This window comes from Streptomyces sp. GL_141, from assembly GCF_057834385.1.
Genome location: NZ_CM174402.1, coordinates 4,522,952 through 4,546,037, shown reverse-complemented (window position 1 = coordinate 4,546,037; position 23,086 = coordinate 4,522,952). Strand labels below are relative to the sequence as shown.

Annotated in this window: 24 protein-coding genes; 15 read left to right on the top strand and 9 right to left on the bottom strand. The window is 71.0% G+C overall.

Annotated elements, in window-relative coordinates; all coding sequences use genetic code 11:
* Positions 1–98: 98 nt before the first annotated feature.
* Positions 99–1,031, top strand: coding sequence for a mycothiol synthase (gene mshD, locus AC3IX6_RS19915; protein ID WP_489363221.1), 933 nt, complete (start codon positions 99–101; stop codon positions 1,029–1,031).
* A gap of 77 nt (positions 1,032–1,108) precedes the next feature.
* Here mshD and AC3IX6_RS19910 read toward each other — a convergent pair whose 3' ends face one another.
* On the bottom strand, positions 1,109–1,393 hold the full coding sequence (locus AC3IX6_RS19910; protein ID WP_489363219.1) for a hypothetical protein: 285 nt from the start codon (positions 1,391–1,393) through the stop codon (positions 1,109–1,111).
* 408 nt (positions 1,394–1,801) lie between these two features.
* Here AC3IX6_RS19910 and AC3IX6_RS19905 point away from each other — a divergent pair, with 408 nt between their 5' ends.
* The 6 genes from AC3IX6_RS19905 to pstB all read left to right on the top strand — a co-directional run bounded on the left by AC3IX6_RS19905 (position 1,802) and on the right by pstB (position 9,515).
* Complete coding sequence (locus tag AC3IX6_RS19905) at positions 1,802–4,132, top strand: RNA degradosome polyphosphate kinase (protein WP_489363218.1); 2,331 nt, start codon at positions 1,802–1,804, stop codon at positions 4,130–4,132.
* A complete protein-coding gene (locus AC3IX6_RS19900) occupies positions 4,113–5,069 on the top strand; it encodes a CHAD domain-containing protein (RefSeq protein ID WP_489363216.1) in 957 nt (318 codons plus the stop codon). Before AC3IX6_RS19905 ends, AC3IX6_RS19900 begins: the two co-directional genes overlap by 20 nt.
* 300 nt (positions 5,070–5,369) lie before the next feature.
* Positions 5,370–6,506 (top strand): phosphate ABC transporter substrate-binding protein PstS, encoded by a 1,137-nt coding sequence (gene pstS / locus AC3IX6_RS19895; RefSeq protein WP_489363214.1) that lies wholly within the window; start codon positions 5,370–5,372, stop codon positions 6,504–6,506.
* A 132-nt stretch (positions 6,507–6,638) separates the two neighbouring features.
* A complete protein-coding gene (pstC, locus tag AC3IX6_RS19890) occupies positions 6,639–7,628 on the top strand; it encodes a phosphate ABC transporter permease subunit PstC (protein ID WP_489363212.1) in 990 nt (329 codons plus the stop codon).
* Positions 7,628–8,710 carry a phosphate ABC transporter permease PstA gene (gene pstA, locus AC3IX6_RS19885; RefSeq protein ID WP_489363210.1) on the top strand — a complete coding sequence of 361 codons (1,083 nt, stop codon included), beginning with the start codon at positions 7,628–7,630 and terminating at the stop codon, positions 8,708–8,710. The genes pstC and pstA overlap by 1 nt, the downstream gene beginning before the upstream one ends.
* Before the next feature lie 28 nt (positions 8,711–8,738).
* Positions 8,739–9,515 carry a phosphate ABC transporter ATP-binding protein PstB gene (pstB, locus tag AC3IX6_RS19880; protein ID WP_489363208.1) on the top strand — a complete coding sequence of 259 codons (777 nt, stop codon included), beginning with the start codon at positions 8,739–8,741 and terminating at the stop codon, positions 9,513–9,515.
* 225 nt (positions 9,516–9,740) lie between these two features.
* On the opposite strand, the gene AC3IX6_RS19875 is transcribed toward pstB, so the two are convergent.
* Both AC3IX6_RS19875 and AC3IX6_RS19870 read right to left on the bottom strand, forming a co-directional pair.
* Positions 9,741–10,739 (bottom strand): inorganic phosphate transporter, encoded by a 999-nt coding sequence (locus AC3IX6_RS19875; protein ID WP_250744618.1) that lies wholly within the window; start codon positions 10,737–10,739, stop codon positions 9,741–9,743.
* Positions 10,740–10,744: 5 nt separating this feature from the next.
* Positions 10,745–11,365: a DUF47 domain-containing protein gene (locus AC3IX6_RS19870; RefSeq protein WP_384652478.1), complete on the bottom strand. Its 621-nt coding sequence runs from the start codon at positions 11,363–11,365 to the stop codon at positions 10,745–10,747.
* Positions 11,366–11,558: 193 nt separating this feature from the next.
* Between AC3IX6_RS19870 and AC3IX6_RS19865 the strand changes: the two genes are divergently transcribed.
* Positions 11,559–11,933: a metal-sensitive transcriptional regulator gene (locus AC3IX6_RS19865; protein WP_489363205.1), complete on the top strand. Its 375-nt coding sequence runs from the start codon at positions 11,559–11,561 to the stop codon at positions 11,931–11,933.
* Positions 11,934–11,968: 35 nt separating this feature from the next.
* On the opposite strand, the gene AC3IX6_RS19860 is transcribed toward AC3IX6_RS19865, so the two are convergent.
* Together AC3IX6_RS19860 and AC3IX6_RS19855 are read right to left on the bottom strand one after the other, a co-directional pair.
* The gene (locus AC3IX6_RS19860; protein ID WP_250744641.1) at positions 11,969–12,124 is read right to left on the bottom strand and encodes a hypothetical protein; all 156 of its coding nucleotides are present in this window, start codon (positions 12,122–12,124) and stop codon (positions 11,969–11,971) included.
* Between the two features lie 167 nt (positions 12,125–12,291).
* On the bottom strand, positions 12,292–13,131 hold the full coding sequence (locus tag AC3IX6_RS19855; RefSeq protein ID WP_489363204.1) for an SCO4651 family lipoprotein: 840 nt from the start codon (positions 13,129–13,131) through the stop codon (positions 12,292–12,294).
* 190 nt (positions 13,132–13,321) lie between these two features.
* On the opposite strand from AC3IX6_RS19855, the gene AC3IX6_RS19850 reads away from it, so the two are divergent.
* Together AC3IX6_RS19850 and AC3IX6_RS19845 are read left to right on the top strand one after the other, a co-directional pair.
* Entirely contained in the window at positions 13,322–13,507 is a 186-nt protein-coding gene (locus tag AC3IX6_RS19850) for a hypothetical protein (RefSeq protein WP_489363202.1), read from the top strand.
* Positions 13,508–13,581: 74 nt separating this feature from the next.
* Positions 13,582–13,824 (top strand): hypothetical protein, encoded by a 243-nt coding sequence (locus AC3IX6_RS19845; protein ID WP_489363200.1) that lies wholly within the window; start codon positions 13,582–13,584, stop codon positions 13,822–13,824.
* A gap of 141 nt (positions 13,825–13,965) precedes the next feature.
* Here the strand turns inward: AC3IX6_RS19845 and AC3IX6_RS19840 are convergent, their stop codons facing one another.
* From AC3IX6_RS19840 to AC3IX6_RS19825, 4 genes are all read right to left on the bottom strand, one after another.
* Complete coding sequence (locus AC3IX6_RS19840) at positions 13,966–14,679, bottom strand: phosphatase PAP2 family protein (protein ID WP_489363199.1); 714 nt, start codon at positions 14,677–14,679, stop codon at positions 13,966–13,968.
* A 212-nt stretch (positions 14,680–14,891) separates the two neighbouring features.
* Complete coding sequence (locus tag AC3IX6_RS19835; protein ID WP_489363197.1) at positions 14,892–15,911, bottom strand: C40 family peptidase; 1,020 nt, start codon at positions 15,909–15,911, stop codon at positions 14,892–14,894.
* A gap of 180 nt (positions 15,912–16,091) precedes the next feature.
* Positions 16,092–16,904 carry a thioesterase family protein gene (locus AC3IX6_RS19830; protein ID WP_489363195.1) on the bottom strand — a complete coding sequence of 271 codons (813 nt, stop codon included), beginning with the start codon at positions 16,902–16,904 and terminating at the stop codon, positions 16,092–16,094.
* A gap of 97 nt (positions 16,905–17,001) precedes the next feature.
* Positions 17,002–17,610 carry a LysE family translocator gene (locus AC3IX6_RS19825; RefSeq protein ID WP_250744626.1) on the bottom strand — a complete coding sequence of 203 codons (609 nt, stop codon included), beginning with the start codon at positions 17,608–17,610 and terminating at the stop codon, positions 17,002–17,004.
* A gap of 174 nt (positions 17,611–17,784) precedes the next feature.
* Between AC3IX6_RS19825 and AC3IX6_RS19820 the strand changes: the two genes are divergently transcribed.
* From AC3IX6_RS19820 to AC3IX6_RS19800, 5 genes are all read left to right on the top strand, one after another.
* Complete coding sequence (locus tag AC3IX6_RS19820) at positions 17,785–18,591, top strand: pentapeptide repeat-containing protein (protein WP_489371497.1); 807 nt, start codon at positions 17,785–17,787, stop codon at positions 18,589–18,591.
* A 409-nt stretch (positions 18,592–19,000) separates the two neighbouring features.
* A complete protein-coding gene (locus tag AC3IX6_RS19815) occupies positions 19,001–19,309 on the top strand; it encodes a hypothetical protein (RefSeq protein ID WP_489371496.1) in 309 nt (102 codons plus the stop codon).
* Between the two features lie 85 nt (positions 19,310–19,394).
* Positions 19,395–20,207: a hypothetical protein gene (locus tag AC3IX6_RS19810; RefSeq protein WP_489363193.1), complete on the top strand. Its 813-nt coding sequence runs from the start codon at positions 19,395–19,397 to the stop codon at positions 20,205–20,207.
* Positions 20,197–21,519, top strand: coding sequence for a hypothetical protein (locus tag AC3IX6_RS19805; protein ID WP_489363192.1), 1,323 nt, complete (start codon positions 20,197–20,199; stop codon positions 21,517–21,519). Before AC3IX6_RS19810 ends, AC3IX6_RS19805 begins: the two co-directional genes overlap by 11 nt.
* On the top strand, positions 21,516–23,078 hold the full coding sequence (locus AC3IX6_RS19800; RefSeq protein WP_489363190.1) for an SCO6880 family protein: 1,563 nt from the start codon (positions 21,516–21,518) through the stop codon (positions 23,076–23,078). The genes AC3IX6_RS19805 and AC3IX6_RS19800 overlap by 4 nt, the downstream gene beginning before the upstream one ends.
* The last annotated feature ends 8 nt before the right edge of the window (positions 23,079–23,086 follow it).

Genomic DNA, 23,086 nt, shown 5'->3' with positions numbered 1-23,086 from the left:
GGGACGAAGGGCCGTCGGCGGGGCCGTCCGCGCGGCCGGCCGGGCACCCGTACGGGCCGCACCCCGCCGGGCCCCACCGTGGTCGTAGGCTCGGTTCCATGACTGACGACGCAGCAGTGGTCCTGGAGCCGGGACGGCAGATCCAGACCCTCGACGAACTGACGGACGAACAGGCCGACGCCGTTCTCGCCCTGATCGAGGACGCGGCCCGCACCGACGGCACCACCGCCGTGTCCGAGCAGGGCCGCCTCCAGCTGCGCGGCGGAGCACGGGAGGGGATCCGCCACTTCCTGCTGACCGCCGAGGGGCGGCTCACCGCGTACGGGCAACTGGAGGACACCGACCCGGTGGAGGCCCCCGCCGCCGAGCTCGTCGTCCACCCCGCGCTGCGCGGTCGCGGGCACGGGCGGGCGCTGGGCACCGCCCTGCTGGCCGCCTCCGGCAAGCGGATCCGGGTGTGGGCGCACGGCGGCAAGTCAGCGGCCCGCCACCTCGCGCAGGTGCTCGGCCTGACCCTGTTCCGCGAACTGCGCCAGCTCCGCCGCCCGCTCGGCGCGGACGCGCCCGCCCTGCCGGAGGCCGTCCTGCCCGCGGGCGTGACCGTACGCGCCTTCGTGCCCGGCTCCGACGACGCCGCCTGGCTGGCCGTCAACGCGGCGGCCTTCGCCCACCACCCCGAGCAGGGCTCGCTCACGCAGCGGGACCTGAACGACCGCATCGCGCAGCCCTGGTTCGACGCCAAGGGCTTCTTCCTCGCGGAGCGCGACGGCGAACTGATCGGCTTCCACTGGACGAAGGTGCACGCCGAGCAGCAGCTGGGCGAGGTCTACGTCCTCGGGGTGCGCCCCGGCGCACAGGGCGGCGGCCTCGGCAAGGCCCTCACCGCGATCGGCCTGCGCCACCTGGCCGCGGCGGGCCTGCCCACGGCGATGCTCTACGTGGACGCCGACAACCCGGCGGCGCTGGCCGTGTACGAGGGCCTCGGCTTCTCCACGCACGAGGTGGACCTGATGTACCGCACGGAGAGCTGACCCGGACCGGGGGCCGGGATCCCACCCGGCTCCCCGGCTCCCCGGCTCCCCAGCTCCCCGGCTACTCGGCTACTCGGCTACTCGGCGCCCAGCTTGCAGGCGGTCTCCGCGGTCCCCTTGGTCACACCGGCGCCCTCGGTCAGACCGGACACGCATTCGTCCTGGGCGCCGCTCAGCGCGATGTAGCAGGACGCACGGACGGAAGCCGGAGCTTCGCCGCCCTTCAGCTCCCGCTCGACCTGGTTGATGCAGGCCGAAACGTCCGCGGGGGCCGCGTGGACGGCCGGAGCCGCCAGCGAGGCGCCACCGAGGGCAAGGCTCAGACCGGCGAGGACACCGGCGATACGGGTCGACGTACGCATGGGACGTACCTGCTCTCCGGGACCACCGCGCGGCGAGCACCACGGCCCGGACCTGGACGTGAAGCCGCCCGGACCCGGACGTGACTCACCACGCGGGAACGGCGCCGAGCACGCTCGGCCGGTGAACGGCCCCGGGCCCGGTCCCCGTACCGGACCGGCTCGGCAGGACATCCCTCCCTCCCACCGACGCTAGAACACCCCCCGCCCCCACGCACCCGCAGGCCGCGGCCCCGGCTCCCCGCACTCCCGGTCGGCCTTAGCCGACCCCCGCCCGGACCCTGGAAGCCATACGCCATTAACCGGGCATTAATGCGCGGTCGCGAAGCTGACCGCATGCAGCCCCGACTCCGACTGACGGCCGACCCGTCCGACGCGCCTGTCCTCCCGCGTGCGCGGAAGAATGGAGTCATGAGCCACAAGCCCAGCGCAGCCCCCACCGAGGTCCCCACCCAGCAGCCGCCGCAGAAGTTCGCGTCCCCGTCGGCACCATCGGCCGCGGACATCTCCGCCGCCGCGGCCGCACGCGCCGGCACGCCCGAGGCGGTGGCCGCGCGCGCGGCCACCGGCGCGCACGCCCGCCTGGGGTCCATAGCCGCCCACCGCCCGCACGTCGATCTGGAACCGGATCTCGACGCGGATCTGGACGCCTACGACGAGAAGGACACCGGCGAGCTGCCCCCGGGCCGCTTCCTCGACCGGGAGCGCAGCTGGCTCGCCTTCAACGAGCGCGTCCTGGAGCTCGCCGAGGACCCCGCCACACCCCTGCTGGAGCGCGCGAACTTCCTGGCGATCTTCGCCAGCAACCTCGACGAGTTCTTCATGGTCCGCGTCGCCGGCCTCAAGCGCCGCATCGCGACCGGCGTCGCCACCCGTTCGGCCTCAGGCCTGCAGCCCCGTGAGGTCCTCGACCTCATCTGGACCCGCTCGCGCGAGCTCATGGCCCGCCACGCCGCCTGTTTCCAGCAGGACATCTCCCCGCAGCTCGCCGAGGAAGGCGTCCACCTCATCCGGTGGCCCGACCTCACCGAGAAGGAGCAGGCGCGCCTCTTCACCCTGTTCCGCAACCAGATCTTCCCGGTGCTCACCCCGCTGGCCGTGGACCCCGCGCACCCGTTCCCGTACATCTCCGGCCTCTCCCTGAACCTGGCCGTGGTCGTACGCAATCCCGTCAGCGGCCACCGCCACTTCGCCCGGGTCAAGGTCCCGCCGCTCCTCTCCCGCTTCCTGGAGGCCTCCCCGCAGCGCTACGTCCCGCTGGAGGACGTCATCGCCGCGCACCTGGAGGAGCTGTTCCCCGGCATGGAGGTGCTCGCGCACCACATGTTCCGCGTGACCCGCAACGAGGACCTCGAGGTGGAGGAGGACGACGCGGAAAACCTCCTCCAGGCCCTGGAGAAGGAGCTCATGCGGCGCCGCTTCGGCCCGCCGGTGCGCCTGGAGGTCGAGGAGTCCATCGACCCCGGCGTCCTGGACCTCCTGGTCCAGGAGCTGAAGGTCAACCCGTCCGAGGTGTACCCGCTCCCCGGCCCCCTCGACCTCACCGCCCTCTTCGGGATCGCCTCCCTGGACCGCCCGGAGCTGAAGTTCAAGAAGTTCGTCGCCGGCACGCACCGCGACCTCGCCGAGGTCGAGTCCGCGTCCGCGCCCGACATCTTCGCGGCGCTGCGCGAGCGGGACGTCCTGCTCCACCACCCGTACGACTCCTTCTCCACCTCCGTGCAGGCCTTCCTGGAGCAGGCCGCCGCCGACCCGGACGTCCTCGCGATCAAGCAGACGCTGTACCGGACCTCCGGCGACTCCCCGATCGTGGACGCCCTGATCGACGCCGCCGAATCCGGCAAGCAGGTCCTCGTACTCGTCGAGATCAAGGCCCGCTTCGACGAGCAGGCCAACATCAAGTGGGCCCGCAAGCTGGAGGAATCCGGCTGCCACGTCGTCTACGGCCTCGTCGGCCTCAAGACCCACTGCAAGCTGTCGCTCGTCGTCCGCCAGGAGGGCGACACGCTGCGCCGCTACTCCCACGTCGGCACCGGCAACTACCACCCCAAGACGGCACGGCTCTACGAGGACCTCGGCCTGCTCACCGCCGACCCGCAGGTCGGCGCGGACCTCTCCGACCTCTTCAACCGGCTGTCCGGCTACTCGCGCCGCGAGACCTACCGCCGGCTGCTGGTGGCCCCGCGCTCACTGCGCGACGGCCTGATCTCCCGGATCGACAAGGAGGCGGCCCACCACAAGGCCGGCCGCCCCGCGTACGTCCGCCTCAAGATGAACTCGATCGTCGACGAGGCACTCATCGACTCCCTCTACCGGGCCTCGCAGGCGGGCGTGCCCATCGACATCTGGGTCCGCGGCATCTGCGCGATCCGCCCCGGTGTCCCCGGGCTCTCGGACAACATCCGGGTCCGCTCGATCCTCGGCCGCTTCCTGGAGCACTCCCGGGTCTTCGCCTTCGGCAACGGCGGCGAACCCGAGGTGTACATAGGCAGCGCCGACATGATGCACCGCAACCTCGACCGACGTATCGAGGCACTGGTCCGGGTCGCCGACCCGGCCCACCGCGCGGCACTGGACCGGCTGCTGGAAACCGGAATGTCCGACGCCACCACCTCCTGGCACCTGGGCCCGGACGGCGAATGGACCCGGCACAGCACCGACAGCGAGGGCCAGCCGCTGCGGCACGTTCAGGAGATGCTCATTGACGCCCGGAGGCGCCGGCGTGGCTCAGCCAAATCATGACCTGACCGCGACGACGGCAGGCACCGTCCTCGGTACGTACCTGCGTGCGCAGGCCACCGCATTCCTGCGGGGCCTGCGCCTGCACGAGGAGGGCGCCGCGAGCGGCACCGCCGAGGGCAGCGAGGCGGCGCGCGGCCTGCGGGGGGCTGCGCGCCGGATCTCCTGCTCCCTGTCCACGTTCAGGGCGGTGGCCGATTCCTCCTGGGCGGACTCGCTGCGCACCGAGCTGGTCTGGCTGTCGGCGACCCTGGCCGACGAGCACGCGTACGCGGCCCGGCTGCTGCGGCTGATGGACGCCCTGCAGCGACTGTCGGGGAGCCCCGAGGTACCGGCCCCCCGGGGCACGGCGGGCGCGCTGACCGTGGGCTCCGCCCGCGCGGGCGCCCTGCTGGAGCGCCAGCTCACCCTGGCCCGCACCCGGGCCCACTCCGCGACCCTGCAGGCACTGGGCTCCTCCCGCTTCCACGCGGTCGCGGACGCCGTGGCCGTCCTGGCCTCCGAGGTCCCGCTGGACCCCGTCGCGGCCCGGGGCCGGGTGGACGACGTCCTGGTCCCCCTGGCCGAAGTGGCTCATTCCCGCCTGTCCACGGCGGTGCACTCCCTCCCGGCCCCCTCGCCCTCGCACCCGTACGACGCGGACCACGACAGCGCGTGGAACGAGGTACGCCGCCTGCTGCGCGTCCACCGCTACGCCCAGGAGGCCCTGGGCGGCGACGTGGCCCGCCTGACCGTCGCGGGCGAGGCCCTGACCCGGCACCGGGACGCCGCGGAGGCCGCCGCCGCCTCGGCCACGGCGGCCCGCACCCCCCGCATCGCCCCGGCGACGGCCTACGCCCTGGGCGTCCTGCACGCGGACCAGCGCCACGAGGTCGAAGCCTCCCGCGCCGCCTTCCAGCACCTGTGGCAACCGGCCGATTCCAGCCACGCCGGGGTCTGACTCCGCCGATCCCGGCAACGGCGCCGCCCGCTCTCGCGACGGTCACGCATCGGTAACGGCGGGGTAACGGGAGATGACGTCGGATGCCCGACCCGCCCGGACACACCACCCCGTCCGCCACGGTTCACCATCCGTTCACTTACCCCGGTCGGCCGCTTCACCTGATCTGCCTAACTTCGTAGACGCAGGGAGCGAGTCGCCGCGAAGTGGACGATTCCTCCGGGCAAGCCACGTAGTCCTCTTCGCACGCCGCCCCGATTCAGAAAGCGGCCGGCGGCTTCTGGAAGGAAACACCCGAAAGTGAAGCTTCAGCGCAAGAACATGCTTCGTGCCTCCGCCCTCGGGGCGCTCGTCGTGTCCGGCGCCCTGGTCCTCACGGCGTGCGGCTCGGACGACAACACCAAGAACGACGCGAGCGCCTCGGGCAAGCCCTCCGCCGCCGCGGGCGACATCAAGTGCGACGGCGCCAAGGGCAAGCTCCTCGCCTCGGGCTCCTCCGCGCAGAAGAACGCGATCGACCTGTGGGTGAAGGCGTACATGGCCGCCTGCCCCGGCGTCGAGGTGAACTACAAGTCCTCCTCCTCCGGTGAGGGCATCGTCGCGTTCAACCAGGGCACCGTCGGCTTCGCCGGCACGGACTCGGCGCTGAAGCCCGAGGCCGTCGAGGAGTCGAAGAAGATCTGCACCGGCGGTCAGGGCATCGACCTTCCGATGGTCGGCGGCCCCGTCGCCATCGGCTTCAACGTCGCCGGCGTCGACAAGCTGACGCTGGACGCCCCCACCCTCGCCGCGATCTTCAACGACAAGATCAAGAAGTGGGACGACGAGGCGATCAAGAAGCTGAACCCCGGCGTCACGCTTCCCGCCACCGCGATCCAGGCGTTCCACCGCTCCGAGGACTCGGGCACCACCGAGAACCTCGGCAAGTACCTCAAGGCCGCCGCTCCCGAGGCCTGGACGTACGAGGCCGCGAAGAAGTGGCCGGCCCCCGGTGGCCAGGCCGCCTCCGGCTCCTCCGGTGTCGCCTCGCAGGTCAAGGCCGTTGACGGCGCGATCGGCTACTTCGAGCTCTCGTACGCCTCCTCGCAGAGCATCAAGACCGTGGACGTCGCCACCGGCGCTGCCACCCCGGTCAAGGCCACGGGCGAGAACGCCTCCAAGGCCATCGCCGCCGCCAAGATCTCCGGCACCGGCGACGACCTGGCGCTGAAGCTCGACTACGCCACCAAGGCCGAGGGCGCCTACCCGATCGTCCTGGTGACCTACGAGGTCGTCTGCGACAAGGGCAACAAGCCCGAGACCCTCTCGACCGTGAAGTCCTTCCTGAACTACACCGCGTCCGACGCGGGCCAGAAGGTCCTGACCGAGAACGGCTACGCGCCGATCCCGGCCGAGATCAACGCCAAGGTCCGCGAAGTCATCGCGAAGCTCGCCTAATCCAGACCCCCGGGACCACCGGTCCGCTCCCCCCGTCCGGGGGGCGGACCGGCCCGGGGACCCTCCCCTCCACCCAGGGGATCCGGTGCACCGCCGCCAGGGGGCCTGCCCCCCATCCAGACCGGAAAGATCATGGCTTCCACCACACCCACCCAGATAGACACGGCTCCGCCTGTCTCCAAGAGCACGAGGTCCACCGGCCGCGCCGGTGACAAGATCTTCGCGGGCCTTTCCAAGGGCTCCGGCATCCTGCTCCTGGTGATCATGGCGTCGATCGCCGTCTTCCTCACCTACCGCGCTTCGATCGCTCTGGCCGACAACGAGGGCAACTTCCTCACCACGTTCGACTGGAACGCGTCGGCCAAGCCCCCCGTCTTCGGCATCGCCGTCCTGCTCTTCGGCACCGTCGTCAGCTCGATCATCGCGATGGCCATCGCGGTTCCGATCGCCGTCGGCATCGCCCTGTTCATCTCGCACTACGCGCCGCGCAAGCTGGCCGCCCCCCTCGCCTACGTGGTCGACCTGCTGGCCGCCGTGCCGTCGATCATCTACGGCATCTGGGGCGCCCTCTTCCTCGTCCCGCAGCTCGCGGGGCTGAACCTGTGGCTCGACGAGTACATGGGCTGGACCTACGTCTTCGACAAGACCCAGGTCGGCGTCGCCCGCTCGCTCTTCACCGTCGGCATCCTGCTCGCGATCATGATCCTGCCGATCGTGACCAGCGTCAGCCGCGAGGTCTTCCTGCAGGTCCCGCGCATGAACGAGGAGGCCGCACTGGCCCTCGGCGCGACCCGCTGGGAAGTCATCCGCATGTCGGTCCTGCCCTTCGGCCGCTCCGGAGTCATCTCCGCCTCGATGCTCGGCCTCGGCCGCGCGCTCGGCGAGACGATGGCCGTCGCGACCGTCCTCTCCCCGAGCTTCCTGATCTCCGGCCACATCCTGGACCCGGGCGGCGGCACGTTCGCGCAGAACATCGCCGCGAAGTTCGACGAGGCCAACGAGTTCGGCCGCGACGCCCTGATCGCCTCCGGTCTCGTGCTCTTCCTGCTCACCCTGCTGGTCAACGGCGCCGCCCGGCTGATCATCGCCCGTCGCAAGGACTTCTCGGGGGCGAACGCCTGATGAGCCACGCACTCCAGGACCAGCGCCCCTCCCGGGCCGCCAAGTCCGCCGCCCCCAGCAGCCTGACGCAGGGCCACCTGCCCCGCTGGGCCCCGGCCGGCATCGCCGTCCTCTCGGTCGCGCTCGGCTCGGGCCTCGGCGCCCTCTTCGACCTCCACAGCAAGATCCAGTGGGGTCTGCTCGCGGCCGCCATGTTCGTGGTCATCACGTACACGGCCAGCTCGATCGTCGAGAACCGCCGCCAGGCCAAGGACCGGGTCGCGACCTCCGTCGTCTGGGTCTGCTTCGTCCTCGCCCTCGTCCCGCTGCTCTCGCTGCTGTGGACGACCATCAGTCGCGGCATGAAGGTCCTCGACGGGGACTTCCTCGGCCACTCGATGAACGGCGTGACCAGCTTCGAGCCCGGCGGCGGCGTCTACCACGCCTTGCTCGGCACCATCGAGCAGGTCGCCCTGGCCACTGCGATCTCGGCCCCCATCGGCCTGCTGACCGCCGTCTACCTGGTCGAGTACGGCAAGGGCCCGCTCGCCAAGGCCGTCACCTTCTTCGTCGACGTCATGACCGGCATCCCCTCCATCGTCGCGGGTCTGTTCATCCTGACGACGTGGACCCTGATGCTCGGCTTCGGCCCCTCCGGCTTCGCCGGATCCCTGGCCCTGTCGATCCTGATGATGCCCGTCGTGGTCCGCTCCACCGAGGAGATGCTCAAGCTCGTCCCGAACGAGCTGCGCGAGGCCGCCCTGGCCCTCGGTGTGCCGAAGTGGCGCGTGATCCTCAAGGTCGTGATCCCCACGGCCATCGGCGGCATCGCCACCGGCGTGATGCTGGCCGTGGCCCGCATCGCGGGTGAGACCGCGCCGATCATGCTGCTGGTCTTCGGCACCCAGCTGATCAACAACAACCCCTTCGAAGGCGCCCAGTCCTCGCTCCCCCTCTACATCTGGGAGCAGTACAAGGTCGGCAGTGAAGCCTCCTACGACCGGGCCTGGGGCGCAGCCCTCGTCCTGATCGCCTTCGTCATGATCCTCAATCTGGTGGCTCGCGGCATCGCCCGCTGGAAGGCCCCCAAGACCGGTCGCTGACGCGACCACTGAAAGCGAAGTGACCACCATGGCGAAGCGAATCGACGTCAGCGGACTGTCCGCCTTCTACGGCACCCACAAGGCCATCGACGACATCTCGATGACCGTGGAGCCCCGCTCCGTGACCGCCTTCATCGGCCCGTCCGGCTGCGGCAAGTCCACCTTCCTGCGCACCCTGAACCGCATGCACGAGGTCACCCCCGGTGGCCGCGTCGAGGGCAAGGTGCTGCTGGACGACGAGAACCTGTACGGCCCCGGCGTGGACCCGGTCGCGGTCCGCCGCACGGTCGGCATGGTCTTCCAGCGCCCGAACCCCTTCCCCACCATGTCGATCTTCGACAACGTGGCCGCGGGTCTGCGCCTCAACGGCTCCTTCAAGAAGTCCGAGCTCGCGGAGATCGTCGAGAAGTCCCTCCAGGGCGCCAACCTCTGGAACGAGGTCAAGGACCGCCTGAACAAGCCCGGCTCCGGCCTCTCCGGCGGCCAGCAGCAGCGCCTGTGCATCGCCCGCGCCATCGCGGTCGAGCCCCAGGTCCTGCTCATGGACGAGCCCTGCTCGGCCCTCGACCCGATCTCCACCCTCGCCATCGAGGACCTGATCGGCGAGCTCAAGGAGCGCTTCACGATCGTCATCGTGACGCACAACATGCAGCAGGCGGCGCGCGTCTCCGACCGCACGGCCTTCTTCAACCTCTCCGCGGTCGGCCAGCCCGGCAAGCTGATCGAGCTCGACGACACGGACCGGATCTTCTCGAACCCGTCCGTCCAGGCGACCGAGGACTACATCTCGGGCCGCTTCGGCTAGACCACCAGACGCCATGCGGCTCCGGCCGCGTGGGCAACGAGCGTCCTGCGGTGCTGCATGGCGGTGCCACCGCAAGGCGAATGGGCCGGTTCCCCCTGGGTGGGGGGAACCGGCCCGCTTCTTTTCCTCGGTGCCGTGACGACGAAAGCGAAAGCGAAAGCCCCGCCGGATCTTCCGATCCGGCGGGGCTCACTGATGTCCGTACGACCCGTACGACCCGTGCGGTCACACGAAGGCGAGGTTGACCACCCAGAAGCTGAGGGCCGCGACCAGCGCCGCGGCCGGCATGGTGATGAACCAGCCCAGGATGATGTTCTTGGCGACGCCCCAGCGGACCGCGTTCACCCGCTTGGTCGCGCCCACACCCATGATCGCCGAGGTGATCACGTGGGTGGTGGAGATCGGCGCGTGGAAGAGGAACGCCGAGCCGAACATGATCGAGGCACCGGTGGTCTCCGCCGCGAAGCCCTGCGGCGGGTCCAGCTCGATGATCTTGCGGCCGAGGGTGCGCATGATGCGCCAGCCGCCCGCGTACGTACCCAGCGAGAGCATCACGGCACAGGCGATCTTGACCCAGACCGGGATCGAGTCGCCCGCGTTCTGTACGTCGGCGATGACCAGGGCCATCATCACGATGCCCATGGTCTTCTGCGCGTCCTGCAGACCGTGGCCGAGCGCCATGCCGGCCGCCGAGACCGTCTGCGCGATCCGGAAGCCGCGCTTGGCCTTGTGCGGGTTGGCGCGGCGGAACATCCACATGATGGCGACCATCACGAGGTAGCCGACGACGAGGCCGACCACCGGCGAGATGAACATCGGGATGACGACCTTGTCGACCACGCCCGACCAGAGCACCTCGGTACCGCCCGCCAGCGCCGCGCCCACCATGCCGCCGAACAGCGCGTGCGAGGAGGACGAGGGCAGGCCGAAGTACCAGGTGATCAGGTTCCACACGATCGCGCCGACGAGCGCCGCGAAGAGGATCCACATGCCCCGGTTGCCGTGGGGCGTCTCGATCAGGCCCTCACTCACCGTCTTGGCGACCCCGCTGCCGAGGAAGGCGCCGGCGAGGTTCATGACCGCGGCCATCGCGAGCGCGGCACGCGGGGTCAGCGCACGCGTCGAGACCGAGGTCGCGATCGCGTTCGCGGAGTCGTGAAAACCATTCGTATACGTAAAGCCGAGCGCGACACCGATGGTCACGATCAGAGCGAAGGTGTCCACGAGGTTCAGGACTCCTTGACCGCGATGGTCTCCACCGTGTTCGCGACGTGCTCGAACGCGTCGGCCGCCTCTTCGAGCACGTCGACGATCTGCTTGAGCTTCAGCACCTCGATGGCGTCGTACTTGCCGTTGAAGAGCTGGGCGAGCAGCTTGCGGTGGATCTGGTCGGCCTGGTTCTCGAGGCGGTTGACCTCGATCCAGTACTCGGTCAGGTTCTCCATCGTGCGCAGGTGGGGCATGGCCTCGGCGGTCAGCTCGGCCGCGCGCGCCAGTACCTCGATCTGCTGCTCGACGCCCTTGGGCAGTTCCTCCACGTTGTAGAGGACGACCAGGTCGACCGCCTCCTCCATGAAGTCCATGATGTCGTCGAGGCAGGACGCCAGCTTGTAGATGTCCTCGCGGTCGAACGGCGTAATGAAGGAGGAGTTGAGCTGGTGGAAGATCGCGTGGGTGGCGTCGTCTCCCGCGTGCTCCGCTGCCCGCATCCGCTCCGCGATCTCGGCTCGGGCGGAGGAGTCCGCTCCGAGCAGTTCCATGAGGAGCTTGGAGCCCGTGACGATGTTGTCCGCGGATGCGGCGAACATGTCGTAGAAGCTCGTCTCCCTGGGGGTCAGACGAAATCGCACGTGAGGTCCTCGGGGTGCATTGGATTCGGTCAGGCTGATGCTAGGCGCATCCCCCGGCCACGGCTAACCGGCAGTTCCCCAGTGTCCTCCATCAGGCAGAGTGAGGACGACGGACCCCTGCCCCTGCGGCCGGGGGCCGGTACCCTATACCCATGAGGGGTATAGGTCCCCATTCCGGACCACGGGAGGACGCATGACTGCCATCCAGGCGGAGGGCTCCGGAGCCACCACGGCCACGGACGCGGCCACGGGCACGGTGACGGGTGCGGACACCGGCACCGGCGCGGTGCACGGCTACCACCACCAGAAGGACGAGCACCTCAAGCGCCTGCGCCGGATCGAGGGCCAGATCCGGGGCCTCCAGCGCCTCGTCGACGAGGACGTCTACTGCATCGACATACTCACCCAGGTCTCGGCCAGCACGAAGGCGCTCCAGTCCTTCGCGCTCCAGCTACTGGAGGAGCACCTGCGGCACTGCGTCGCCGACGCGGCCCTCAAGGGCGGGGGAGAGATCGACGCCAAGGTCGAGGAAGCCACGAAGGCGATCGCCCGGCTGCTGCGCACCTGACCGAACGCACGAGGGGCGGGCCCGGGGAGCGGGGGTCAGCCGGACCACACGCCCATGAGCACCTCGTCGATCCGGTCCTGGCTGAGCCTCTCCTCGGCCACGGCCGACGCCGCGATGATCAGCTCTCCGCACAGTTCGATCTCGGCGAGCGCCACGAGGTCCTGCACGGTCGAACCGCCTGCGGGAGTCACGCGTGTCACCTCAATCTGCCGTCGTCCGGTCGCCGGCGCTCGGCTTCTCAGCGTAGGGAGCGCACGGCGCGGCGCGCATGACACGGATGGACCATTTCCGGCCCCCCCCACCCTGGACCGACGGCCGGAAGGGGCCCGATCGCGCCGCCCCCGGGGGCTCCGGCCGGCTAATCGGCGATCTTCCCGGCGTAAATGTCCCCTTCGGCGGGCAGTACGACGGTGACCGGGGTCCCGAAGCCGTAGAGCAGCGTGGTGGACGACACATCGATCACGCCATTGTTGACGTAGGTGAAGCGGTGGCGGACCTTCCGCAGGAGGCCCTCGGAGTCGAGGTAGGCGTCGAAGGGCACCGCGTCCTTGCTGAACCCTTTCGCCGCCGCCTCCAGGGCCCCCTTCACCGCCGGTGAGGCCTGCGCCGCGGCCCGCGCGATGTCGGTCGTACCCCGGTAGTGGCGCACCTTGGTCCCGGCCACCTCGGTCTCGCCCACGTACGTCACCTCCTGCGCCCCGCGCAGCAGCTCCGCGGCGGCCATCGGGTCGGTGGCCCCGCCGGTGACGAGGTTCCCGTCGGCGAGGGCCGTCGTGTCGATGCGGACCCACTTGTCGTCGGGGACGCCCGCGCCCCGGTTCTTCATGTACAGCGCGCCGGGCACCAGCAGCTCGGTGATGGGCCGGTGCTCGGCCTGGCCCTTGGCGTCGTCGGGGAGCATGACCAGCAGCTGCCCCATCCGGTTCTTGAAGTCGACCCCGCCCTCACCCCGGATCGTGACCCGGGTGCCGCCCGTCGCCATCTCCATGGCCGTACGGGTCTGCGCGCTCCCGGTCGCCAGGAGCGCGTCGGCGGCTCCGCGGACCGTCGCCGCCGGGTCGCCGGCGGGCCGGGCGTCGTCGCCCGCGACGGCGTCGCCGCCGCACCCGCTCAACGCCGCCGCCGTCAGGGCCAGGCCGACCGCGACCGCAGCCCGACCCGCGCGACCCCGCCTCCGCCTGTGCTGGTGCACCACCATCGCCTGCCAACCCCCAACGCGTGACCGCTTTTTGCCCGAGGCCCCACCCGCTCCGCTTAACGAGGTCCCGGGCCTCCCGTCACGGCCGCGACCCCGTCGCCCCGGGGCGGTGCCCCGCCCGCCCCCGGCCCGGTACCTTGGTGGAGTGGAACCGCACACCGAAGCGACTCTCGTCCCTCCGCTTGCCGCAGTGCCGCTGCCCCGCGACCCCGGTCCCGACACCGGCCCGGCGCCGACACCATCCACTGATCACGCCACGAGCACCTCCGAACGGGGCTCCTTCAGCCTGGCCGCCTGTACGTGCGGCTGGCGCGGCCCGGCCCGCCGCTCGCGCGACCTGGCCCGCAAGGACGCCTCCGGCCACGCCCCGCAGTAGCCCGGGGCCCCCGGGGGTCGCCCGATCGGACGGCCCGGCTGGCCGACGCGCCCGGGAGCGGTTGCCCTTGTCTCATGCCCGGACCCGTGCTGCCGCTGCCACGACTCGCCGCCCTCACCTGGGCCCTGCTGATCGTGTTCGTCCCCGCCACCCCGGCCCGGGCCAGCCCCGTGGGTACGGCCGACGGGCCCGGCGACATCGCCCTGGCCATCGGGGTCACCACCGCCGCGGCCACCGCGACCGGCCTGTGGCTGCGCTCCCGCTACCGGCGCTCCGAGGCGGAAGCGGACGCCACGGACCACGGCGGCGAGCCGTGACCCCGCCCCCGCGCACCCGCCCGGCCGCCGTCCGCGTGTGCTTCGGGGCCGCGGCGCTGTGCCTCCTGGCGGCCGTGGTACGAGCCGTCTGCGACGCGTACGGCATCGGCTGACGCCGCGGACACCGCCCGGAGCACCACCTCAGGCGGCGAGGTCGTTCTCGTGCCCGCGCCCCGCCGGCTCCGGCGCCGCGAGGTCCACCGGCCGGGCGACCACGCGGTCGCGTGCCCGGACCAGTACGCCCAGCCGCGGGGACCGGGCCACCGCCCGTACCACCGGGGTCAGCAGCGCCATCGCGAGCGGAGCGAGCAGCAGCACCACCGCGGTGCCCAGGGCGAGCCCGCCGATGACGTCGGTCGGATAGTGCAGGCCCATGTAGACCCGCGTGAACCCCTCGGCCAGGGCCAGCCCGATCCCGATGAAGCCGAGCTTGCGGTGGGCGACGAACAGGCCGACGCCGAGCGCCATCGCGAGGGTCGCGTGGTCGCTGACGAACGAGAAGGCGCTGTGGCCGATCCCGGCGCCGGGCTCCAGCACCTCGACCCCGCCGTGCTGCGCGGCCGGCCGCGGCCGGCCCACGAACTCCCGCAGCGGGACGTTCAGCAGCAGCGCGGCCCCGGCGGCGAGCGGGGCCCACACGAGCGCCGCGAAGGACTCGACGGCGGCGGGCTCTTCCTGCCGGCGCGCTCCGCGCCAGCACCACAGCACCAGGAGGACGAGGGCCAGCAGGATCCCGTACTCGCCGAGGACCGCGACCGTCCGGTCCAGCCAGTCCGGGGCCTGACGCGCCAGTCCGTTGATCTCGTACAGCAGGCTTACATCCACGTTCGGCCCACCTGTTGTGAGTCCAGCCATGGTGATGCGGCCCCTTGCCCTTGCCTTGGTACCCGTACGGCCGCACGCCGATGTGCGGCCCTTCGCCCCCGGTGATCAATCCGGCGCTTCCGCTCGTCCTGCCCCCAGTGACCATGGAACGCCCGTTCTGGCGGCTACGTTCCACTCTCCACCGAATGATCACCCCAACGTTATCGAAGAGTGACTCATCGTTGCAGCTCAGGGCCTTCGGTTCACGCTGTGTTGCCGACGCCCTCGCGCCGGGGCAAGGCCTCCGCGCCGTCCTTCGTCACGCGCGTCGCGCCGAAGTAGTCGGGCGTGTCGATCTTGTCGAAGCGGATCACGGCTCCGGTGAACGGGGCGTTGATCATGTACCCGCCGCCCACGTAGAGCCCGACGTGCCGGATCTCCCGGGAGTTCGTCAGATCGTCGGAGAAGAACACCAGGTCCCCCGGCAGCAGTTCCGCGCGCGAGGGATGCGGACCGGCGTTGTACTGGTCGTTCGCCACGCGCGGCAGATCGACCCCCACCGACTCGTACGCGGCCTTGGTCAGCCCCGAGCAGTCGAACCGCCCGCCGTGCTCGGGCGTACCGTTCCCGCCCCACAGGTAGGGGGTGCCCAGCTGCTTCTGCGCGAAGTAGATCGCCCCGGCGGCCTGCTGCGAGGGCGCGACCCGCCCGACGGGGGCCGCGAAGCTCTTGGCGAGGGTCGTGATGGTCTTCACGTACCCCTGGGTCTCCCGGTACGGCGGGACGCCCCCGTACTTCTGCACCGCACCCGGACCCGCGTTGTAGGCGGCGAGCATGTTCCCGACCGGATCCCCGGGCACCTTGGCCACCTGCCGCGCCAGCACGCAGTCGTACGAAGCCGCCGACGGGATCGCGTCGTTCGGATCCCAGATGTCACGGTCCCCGTCGCCGTCCCCGTCGATGCCCTGCGTCGCCCACGTCCCCGGGATGAACTGAGCGATGCCCTTCGCGTCCGCCGGGCTCACCGCGCCCGGGTTCCAGCCGCTCTCCGAGTAGAGCTGGGCCGCCAGCACCGCCGGGGTGAGCGTCGGGCAGAGGTTGCCCCACTTCTGCACGAGGGACTGGTACTTCCCCGGCACGGCCCCCTTCGCGAGCCCGCCGGCCCGCCCGCCGGCGCCGGTCGCGATGCCGGCGGCCGCCGAGTAGGTACCGACCACGAGCAGGGCGAGAAAGCACAGGCACGCCCCGAAGCTGATTCCACCGACCACCCAGAGTCTGCGCACCCGCCAACCTTCCCCCATCGAACGGCTTTTCCCGGGGCTCCCGCCACCCCGTGTCGAATCATCCCGCCGGGGAAGCGGCACAGGAACCGTCGCACCCGCGGCACTTGGAGCACAGACCCCGGCGGACGGGTGAACTCATAGGACGATACGAAGTACTTCGACTCCTGTCGCCCCCACCCCCTACCCCCGCGGCGCGACGAACAGACTCTGTGCGCTCCGCCCGATCGGGCCCTTCTCGTCGTGCAGCCGCGCGTCCGCCAGCCCGATGCCCGCCGCGTCCACGCTCGTACGGGCCTCCACGCACACCCATTCACCGGCCGGATGGCGGTGCAGGTGCACGGTGAGGTCACCGTTGACGAACAGGTAGCGCCCGAAGTCCACGACCGAGCTGATGCCGTTGCCCGAGTCCGCCGCGACCAGCACCCGGTCCAGGGGCCGGGGCTCCTCCCCGGCGACGAGCGGCACCCTCATCCGCATCCAGCAGGTCCCGGGACCGAGCTCGACGAACGCCCCCCGCGTGAAGCGGGTCTCCATCGCCGAGTGGTACCCCTGCTCCCACGGCACCGGAAAGAACGGCGTCGGCCCCACCTCCCCCGGCGGCGGCAGCTCCGGCCCGGGCACGACGGACGGTACGGACTCCCCCGCGACCCGGATCCGCAGCGCCCGCGCCAGCATCACGGGCGCGGACCCGGCCGGGGCGAGCGCGGCCTCGACCACCTCGGTGCCGCGGCCGGCCCGCAGCACACTGGTCGTCAGCTCCAGCGGGCCGATCGGCACCGGGCGCAGGATCTCGTAGGTGATCCGGGCGATCCGCATGTCGGTGCGCCCACCCGGCCGTTCCTCGATCGCCCGCCCGAGCAGCGCGGCCGGCGGGCCGGCGTGCTGCGAGCCGGGATCCCACGGGCCGCGCGTGTAACCGCTCGCCAGGAACCGCCCCGCGTCGGTCCGCTCGTAGAACCCGTCCACATCGCTGACACCACTCCCGGCACCCATGACGGTCACGCTACCGACTGGTAATCCGCGACCGCCAGCCCCACCGGGGCCTCACCGCGCCCCCACCGGGCCCCACCGGCCGACGAAGCCCGAAAGCTCAGCGGGCGAAGCCCAGCCCCACCCCGAGCCCCACCAGGACCGAGCCGATGGCCCGGTTCAGCGCCTTCTGCGCCTTCAGCATCCGGTCGCGCAGCCGGGAGTTGGAGAAGAACAGCGCGACCGCCCCGAACCAGCCCAGGTGCGCCGCCGACATGAACAGCCCGTACCCGGCCTGCTGCCACACCGGAGTCCCCGGCCCCACCACCTGCGTGAAGGTGGACACGACGAACAGCGTGGTCTTCGGGTTCAGCACATTGGTCAGGAAGCCGCTCCGGAGCGCCCCGAACGGCGTCAGCCCGCCCTTCTCCTCCAGGTCCACGGCCACCTCGGTCCGCGCCCGGAAGGTCCGTATCCCGATCCACACCAGGTACGCGGCGCCCGCGAGCTTGATCACCGTGAACAGTTCGGCGGAGGAGGCGATCAGCAGACCGACCCCGAGCATCGTGTAGGAGACGTGGACCAGCACCCCGGCCGCGACCCCGGCGGCCGCGAACAGGCCGGTGGGCCGCCCGTAGAGGTAGCTGTTGCGGACGACCATGGCGAAATCCGCGCCGGGACTGATGACGGCGAGGAAGGTGATGACGGCTACTGCGATCACTTCGGTCATACCGCGATGCTCCCCGGACCCTCCCACGACGATCAAGGGCTTTCCGTATCCCGGCCACCCGCCCCGGCCACCCGGCGGCCACCAACTCCCCCACGGGGAGACAATGGGGACGTGCCCAAGCCTCCCCCCGCCCGCCCCGCCGCCCCTGCCGCACCCCCCGCCCCGCTCCCCCTCCTGCAAGCGGACTGCGCCAACTGCTTCGCGCTCTGCTGCGTAGCCCTGCCCTTCGCCAAGTCCACCGACTTCGCCGTGAACAAGCCCGCCGGCACCCCCTGCAAGAACCTCCGGCAGGACTTCCGCTGCGGCATCCACACCGGCCTGCGCGACAAGGGCTTCCAGGGCTGCACCGTCTTCGACTGCTTCGGCGCCGGCCAGCAGGTCTCCCAGGTCACCTTCGGCGGCCGCGACTGGCGCTCCCACCCCGCCACCGCCGCCACGATGTTCACGGTCTTCCCCGTGATGCGGAACCTGCACGAGCTGCTCGCCCACCTCACCGAAGCCCTCACCCGCCCCGCCGCCCGCCCCCTCCACGCGCAGCTGCGCACCGCCCTGGCCGACACCACCCGGTGGACCGGGGAGACCCCGCAGGCCCTCGCGGAGTTCGACATCACCCCGCTGCGCCAGGAGGTGAACACCCTCCTGCTCAAGACCAGCGAGCTCGTACGGGCCAAGGTGGCGGGCCGCAAGAAGAACCACCGCGGCGCCGACCTGATGGGCGCCCGCCTCCCCGGAGCGGACCTGCGCGGCGCCAACCTCCGTGGCGCCTACCTGATCGCCGCCGACCTCAGCGGCGCCGACCTGCGCACGGCCGACCTCATCGGCGCGGACTTCCGCGACACCGACCTGCGCGACGCCGACCTCACGGACGCCCTCTTCCTCACCCAGCCCCAGCTGAACGCGGCCCGGGGCAACTCCGCGACCCGCATCCCGCCCACCCTCACCCGCCCCGCGCACTGGCCCGAGGCCGGCCCGGCCCACTGAGGGCGCACACCGCACACCGGTGCGCCCCCGGCGCATCCACACGCCCCTCCACGAAGGTCACCCTCCGCGACCCACCCCATACGGTGGGCCAGACAACCGGAAGACGAGCGTCACCACCCGGTACCCGACGACCCCCGTAGCGCACGAATCGACCGACTGACGGAACGTCGGAGACGGCAATCATTGCCCGCAGTCACCCCTCGTGATACACAGAGTGACGATACGTTCTTTCCCCCACACGGCGCCCGACCCCAGGTCAGGACATACGGACGACACCCGGGGCGACGGATCGGGTAAAGAGAGCAGTCAAGTCGACATCCGACGGCGGTTTCATCAGGGAAGATAGGGCGTGACCCCTGCCGTCCGGGCACGGGCTACCGGAACTACCCATACAGGGGCGGTGAGTTACATGATCCTGGCAGCCAACAAGGGCGACATCACCACCATCATCGGCGGAATCGCCCCGAACTGGGGGCCGTTCGGCAGTCTCGGCAACGAAGCGAAGGTCATGATCGAGGTGGTCATGGCCGTGGCGATCCTGCTCTGCCTGGGCATCGCCATCTGGGGCGCGGCCAAGCAACGCATCGGCGCCACCGCACTGCGCGACACCTTCAGCGCGGAACAGGGCAAGGGCCTCATCGTGGCCGGCCTGACCGGCGTCTTCATCATCGGGTCACTGGGCACCCTCTTCACGATCGTCTACGGAATGGCCGTCTAGCCCGAGCCCTGATGAGGACTCACCACGCCGCGCCTGCGCGGATACCAGCGCTACCGTCGTACGACGCGGAGGGGGCGAACACCGAATGAGCACCGACGACCAATACGGTGGCGGCGAGGTCGGCGGCACCGGCCAGACCCGTACCCGCTTCCCGGAGCCCTCGGACCCGTACGCCCCACCGCGGCGCACCCCCCGGGGCCTGATCACGGTCGTCGGCGTGGTGGTCCTCCTCATCGCGGCCATCGCCTTCGCCAACCAGTCCCGCACCCCGGAAGACCCCCCGACCGCGGACAAGGCCCCCGCTGCCGGCAACCCGACGGCAGCCACGGGCGTACCCCCGGTCGACGGCAAATCCGCAGGCATCCCCAAGGGCTTCGCCCAAACCGAACAGGGCGCCCAGTCCGCGGCGTCGAACTACGCCGTCGTACTCGGCTCCGACGCCATGTTCAATCCTGCGCGCAGGCGCGCCATCGTCAACGCCGTCGCGGACGACAGCACGAAGGCCAAGCTCCAGAGCGGCTTCGAGGCCGATTACTCCCCAAGCCTGCTCTCCCAGATCGGGCTGACCAAGGACGGACTCGCACCCACCGGTTCCACGTTCGTCAGCCGGACCGTACCAGCCGGTGCCAAGGTCACGGCCTTCGCCAACGGGGCCGCCTCGGTCGAGGTCTGGTGCATCGGCATGTTCGGACTGACCGGCGAAAAGTCCACCCGCCCCGTTACCAGCGGCTGGTTCACCATCTCCCTGAAGCTGACGTGGAACGGGTCCGACTGGAAGGTTCTCGAGACCGCCCAGAGGGACGGCCCCACCCCCGTCACCGGCGACGACCCGGTGTCCAACTCCGACGAGATCGGCCGCGCCGTCACCGAATTCGGAGGCTTCACCTATGCCCGGTAGCCGCAAGCTGCCGCTCCGCGGCATCGGTGCCACGGCAGCAGCCGTTCAGACCGCCGTCATCCTTTTCGCCTCTCGCGCAACGGCCGCGCCGTCACCGCCGCCTGCCCCGTTGCCCAGCCCGAGTGACCCCTGCGGGTTGATCGCGGGCCCGGCCCGGGAGTACTGCGAACGCGGCAGCACCTTGCCCGCTCCCGGCGCGGGCGCAGGCGCGGGCCTCGCCCCCAGCGACCCCACCGACGCCCTGAACCCCCTCTCCTCCCTCGCGAAGGGCTGCGCCGACGCCGCAGCCTGGATCGTCGGCGAACTCAGCAAAGCGGTAAACGGCACCGCCAACGTCGACTTCACCAACGGCACCTTCCTCAAGCAGTACGCCATCGTCTTCGCCGCCTCCACCATCCTCACGCTCGTCCTCTGGCTCTTCGCCGTCGCCAAACGAGCCATCCGAGGCGTCCCCTTCACCACCGCCATGTCCGAAGCCATCGGCTTCCTCTGGCTCACCGTCCTCGCCTCCGCCTTCACCCCCCTCATCCTCTACACCGTCGTCTCCGCCACCGACGGCGTCACCGAGGTCATCGCCTCCGCCACCGGCAGCCAGACCGACGTCTTCTTCGGCTCCTTCGCCGAGGCCCTCAAGAAGGGCGACGACATCGGCGGCGGCCCGATCATGCTGATCGTCGTCGCCCTCGTCACCGTCCTCGCCGCCGGCATCCTCTGCCTCGAGCTCGTGATCCGCGCCGCGCTCCTCTACGTCGGCGCCCTGCTCGGCACCGTCGTCTACGCCGGCCTCGTCGACCGCAACCTCTGGGGCCACGTCCGCCGCTGGGCGGGCATCATGATCGCCGTCATCCTCGTGAAGCCGGTCATCGTCATCGTCCTCGGCCTCGCCGGTGCCCTAGCGGGCGACAAGGGCCCCAACGCCTTCTCCGCCGTCGTCTCCGGCCTCGCCATCATCCTCCTGGCGATCTTCGCCTCCGCGATGATCTACCGCTTCGTCCCCGGCTTCGGCGACGAGATCGCCTCCGCCCGCACCAACCGCAGCAAGGCCACCGACGGCGCCCAGGCGGCCGCCGTCATCAGCTCCCCCGCCTCCCTCGTCTCCCAGGGCATCAAGACCCACAGCAGCCGAGGCGGCGGAGGAGGCGGAAACGGCGGAGGCGGCGCCCACCGCGCCGGCGGCGACAACCAGATCTCCGGAGGCATGGCCGCACACAGCAGCCGACGCTCCGGCGGCGGGAACGGCGGCGGCCCCGCCGCCGCACCCCCGCCCCGTACGGGCTCCAGCACGAGGAACACAGGAGGTGACGGGCGGTGACGACCCAGTCCCACCAGCTCCACCCGGTCACGCCCCGCCGCACGTATCTCATCGGCCGGGCCCGGCCGAACGCGATCGTCGGCAAGAACCGCGAGACCGGCGAGATCGCCCTGATCATCGCCGGCGCGTTCCTCGGCATGATGAGCGGACTGCTCGTCCCCGCCCTCACCCTGCGCATCGTCTCCCTCGCCGGCTTCCCCATGCTCGCCCTCGCCGCCGTCTACGTCCCCTACCGCGGCCGCACCTTCTACCGCTGGTTCGAGATCAACCGCAGCTTCAAGCGCACCCTGCGCCGCGGCACCACGTTCCGCTCCGGCGCCATGGAGGCCGGCATCCGCGCCGGCGACGGCCGCGAGGTCGAGGTCGGCCCGCCCCCCGGCATCGGCCGCATCAACTGGCTCGCCGCCCCCTTCGGCCCCGACGAGATCGCCGTCCTGCTCCACGCGGACCGCAGAACCGTCACCGCCGCCATCGAGATCGAGGGCCCCGGGGTGGGCCTGCGCGACAGCGAGGACCAGGAAGCCCTCGTCGACCGCTTCGGCACCCTCCTCAAGCACGTGGCCAACGGCGACGGCTTCGTCACCCGCCTCCAGATGCTCGTACGCACCCTGCCCGCCGACCCGGAGGCCCACGACAAGGACGTGGCCGCCCGCGGCGACACCAGCGCCCCCGTCTGGCTGCGCGATTCGTACGACCAGCTCCAGTCGATGGTGTCGACCTCCTCCGAGCAGCACCGCGCGTACCTCGTCGCCTGCATCCACTTCACCCGCGAACTCGCCGCCGAGGCCCACACCATCGCCCGCGCCGCGACCCCCCACAAGGGCCGCAGGGTCGACCGCGACGCCGGCCTCGCCATCGTCATGGCCCGCGAGCTCACCGACATCTGCGCCCGCCTCGCCGAGGCCGACATCCGCGTCCGCCAGCCGCTGGGCCAGAGCCGCCTGGCCTCCCTCGTGCACTCCATGTACGACCCGGACCACCCCATCGACCACATCCAGGCCATGACCAAGCGCAACGCCTGGCCCGCCGAACTGGACGCCGTCGAACCGACCTACCTCCAGGCCAAGACCCGCGAGTCCTCCACCCGCGCCCCCTGGTGCCACGCCACGGCCTGGGTGAAGGAATGGCCGATGACCCCGGTCGGCGTGAACTTCCTCGCCCCGCTCCTGGTCCACACCCCCGACGTCATCCGCACCGTCGCCGTCACCATGGACCTGGAACCCACCGAGATCGCCATCGAGCGCATGCTCACGGAGAAGACCAACGACGAGGCCGACGCCAGCCGCGCCGCCAAGATGAACCGCACCGTCGACCCCCGCGACATCGCCGCGCACGGCCGGCTCGACCAGCGCGGCGAAGACCTCGCGAGCGGCGCCGCCGGAGTCAACCTGGTCGGCTACATCACGGTCTCCTCCCGCTCCCCCGAAGCCCTCGCCCGCGACAAGCGCACCATCCGCGCCTCGGCGGGCAAGTCGTACCTGAAGCTCGAATGGTGTGACCGCGAGCACCACCGCGCCTTCGTCAACACCCTGCCGTTCGCCACCGGCATCCGACGCTAGCTGGAGGG

What these genes read in the sequence shown, in the direction of transcription:
- AC3IX6_RS19865 (WP_489363205.1), top strand. Translation starts at nt 11,559, where the DNA reads ATGACTGCCATCCAGGCGGAGGGCTCCGGAGCCACCACGGCCACGGAC.
- pstB (WP_489363208.1), top strand. Translation starts at nt 8,739, where the DNA reads ATGGCGAAGCGAATCGACGTCAGCGGACTGTCCGCCTTCTACGGCACC.
- AC3IX6_RS19855 (WP_489363204.1), bottom strand. Translation starts at nt 13,131, where the DNA reads ATGGTGGTGCACCAGCACAGGCGGAGGCGGGGTCGCGCGGGTCGGGCT.
- pstA (WP_489363210.1), top strand. Translation starts at nt 7,628, where the DNA reads ATGAGCCACGCACTCCAGGACCAGCGCCCCTCCCGGGCCGCCAAGTCC.
- AC3IX6_RS19845 (WP_489363200.1), top strand. Translation starts at nt 13,582, where the DNA reads ATGCCCGGACCCGTGCTGCCGCTGCCACGACTCGCCGCCCTCACCTGG.
- AC3IX6_RS19910 (WP_489363219.1), bottom strand. Translation starts at nt 1,393, where the DNA reads ATGCGTACGTCGACCCGTATCGCCGGTGTCCTCGCCGGTCTGAGCCTT.
- AC3IX6_RS19810 (WP_489363193.1), top strand. Translation starts at nt 19,395, where the DNA reads ATGAGCACCGACGACCAATACGGTGGCGGCGAGGTCGGCGGCACCGGC.
- AC3IX6_RS19815 (WP_489371496.1), top strand. Translation starts at nt 19,001, where the DNA reads ATGATCCTGGCAGCCAACAAGGGCGACATCACCACCATCATCGGCGGA.
- AC3IX6_RS19825 (WP_250744626.1), bottom strand. Translation starts at nt 17,610, where the DNA reads ATGACCGAAGTGATCGCAGTAGCCGTCATCACCTTCCTCGCCGTCATC.
- AC3IX6_RS19805 (WP_489363192.1), top strand. Translation starts at nt 20,197, where the DNA reads ATGCCCGGTAGCCGCAAGCTGCCGCTCCGCGGCATCGGTGCCACGGCA.
- mshD (WP_489363221.1), top strand. Translation starts at nt 99, where the DNA reads ATGACTGACGACGCAGCAGTGGTCCTGGAGCCGGGACGGCAGATCCAG.
- AC3IX6_RS19840 (WP_489363199.1), bottom strand. Translation starts at nt 14,679, where the DNA reads ATGGCTGGACTCACAACAGGTGGGCCGAACGTGGATGTAAGCCTGCTG.
- AC3IX6_RS19830 (WP_489363195.1), bottom strand. Translation starts at nt 16,904, where the DNA reads ATGGGTGCCGGGAGTGGTGTCAGCGATGTGGACGGGTTCTACGAGCGG.
- pstC (WP_489363212.1), top strand. Translation starts at nt 6,639, where the DNA reads ATGGCTTCCACCACACCCACCCAGATAGACACGGCTCCGCCTGTCTCC.
- AC3IX6_RS19905 (WP_489363218.1), top strand. Translation starts at nt 1,802, where the DNA reads ATGAGCCACAAGCCCAGCGCAGCCCCCACCGAGGTCCCCACCCAGCAG.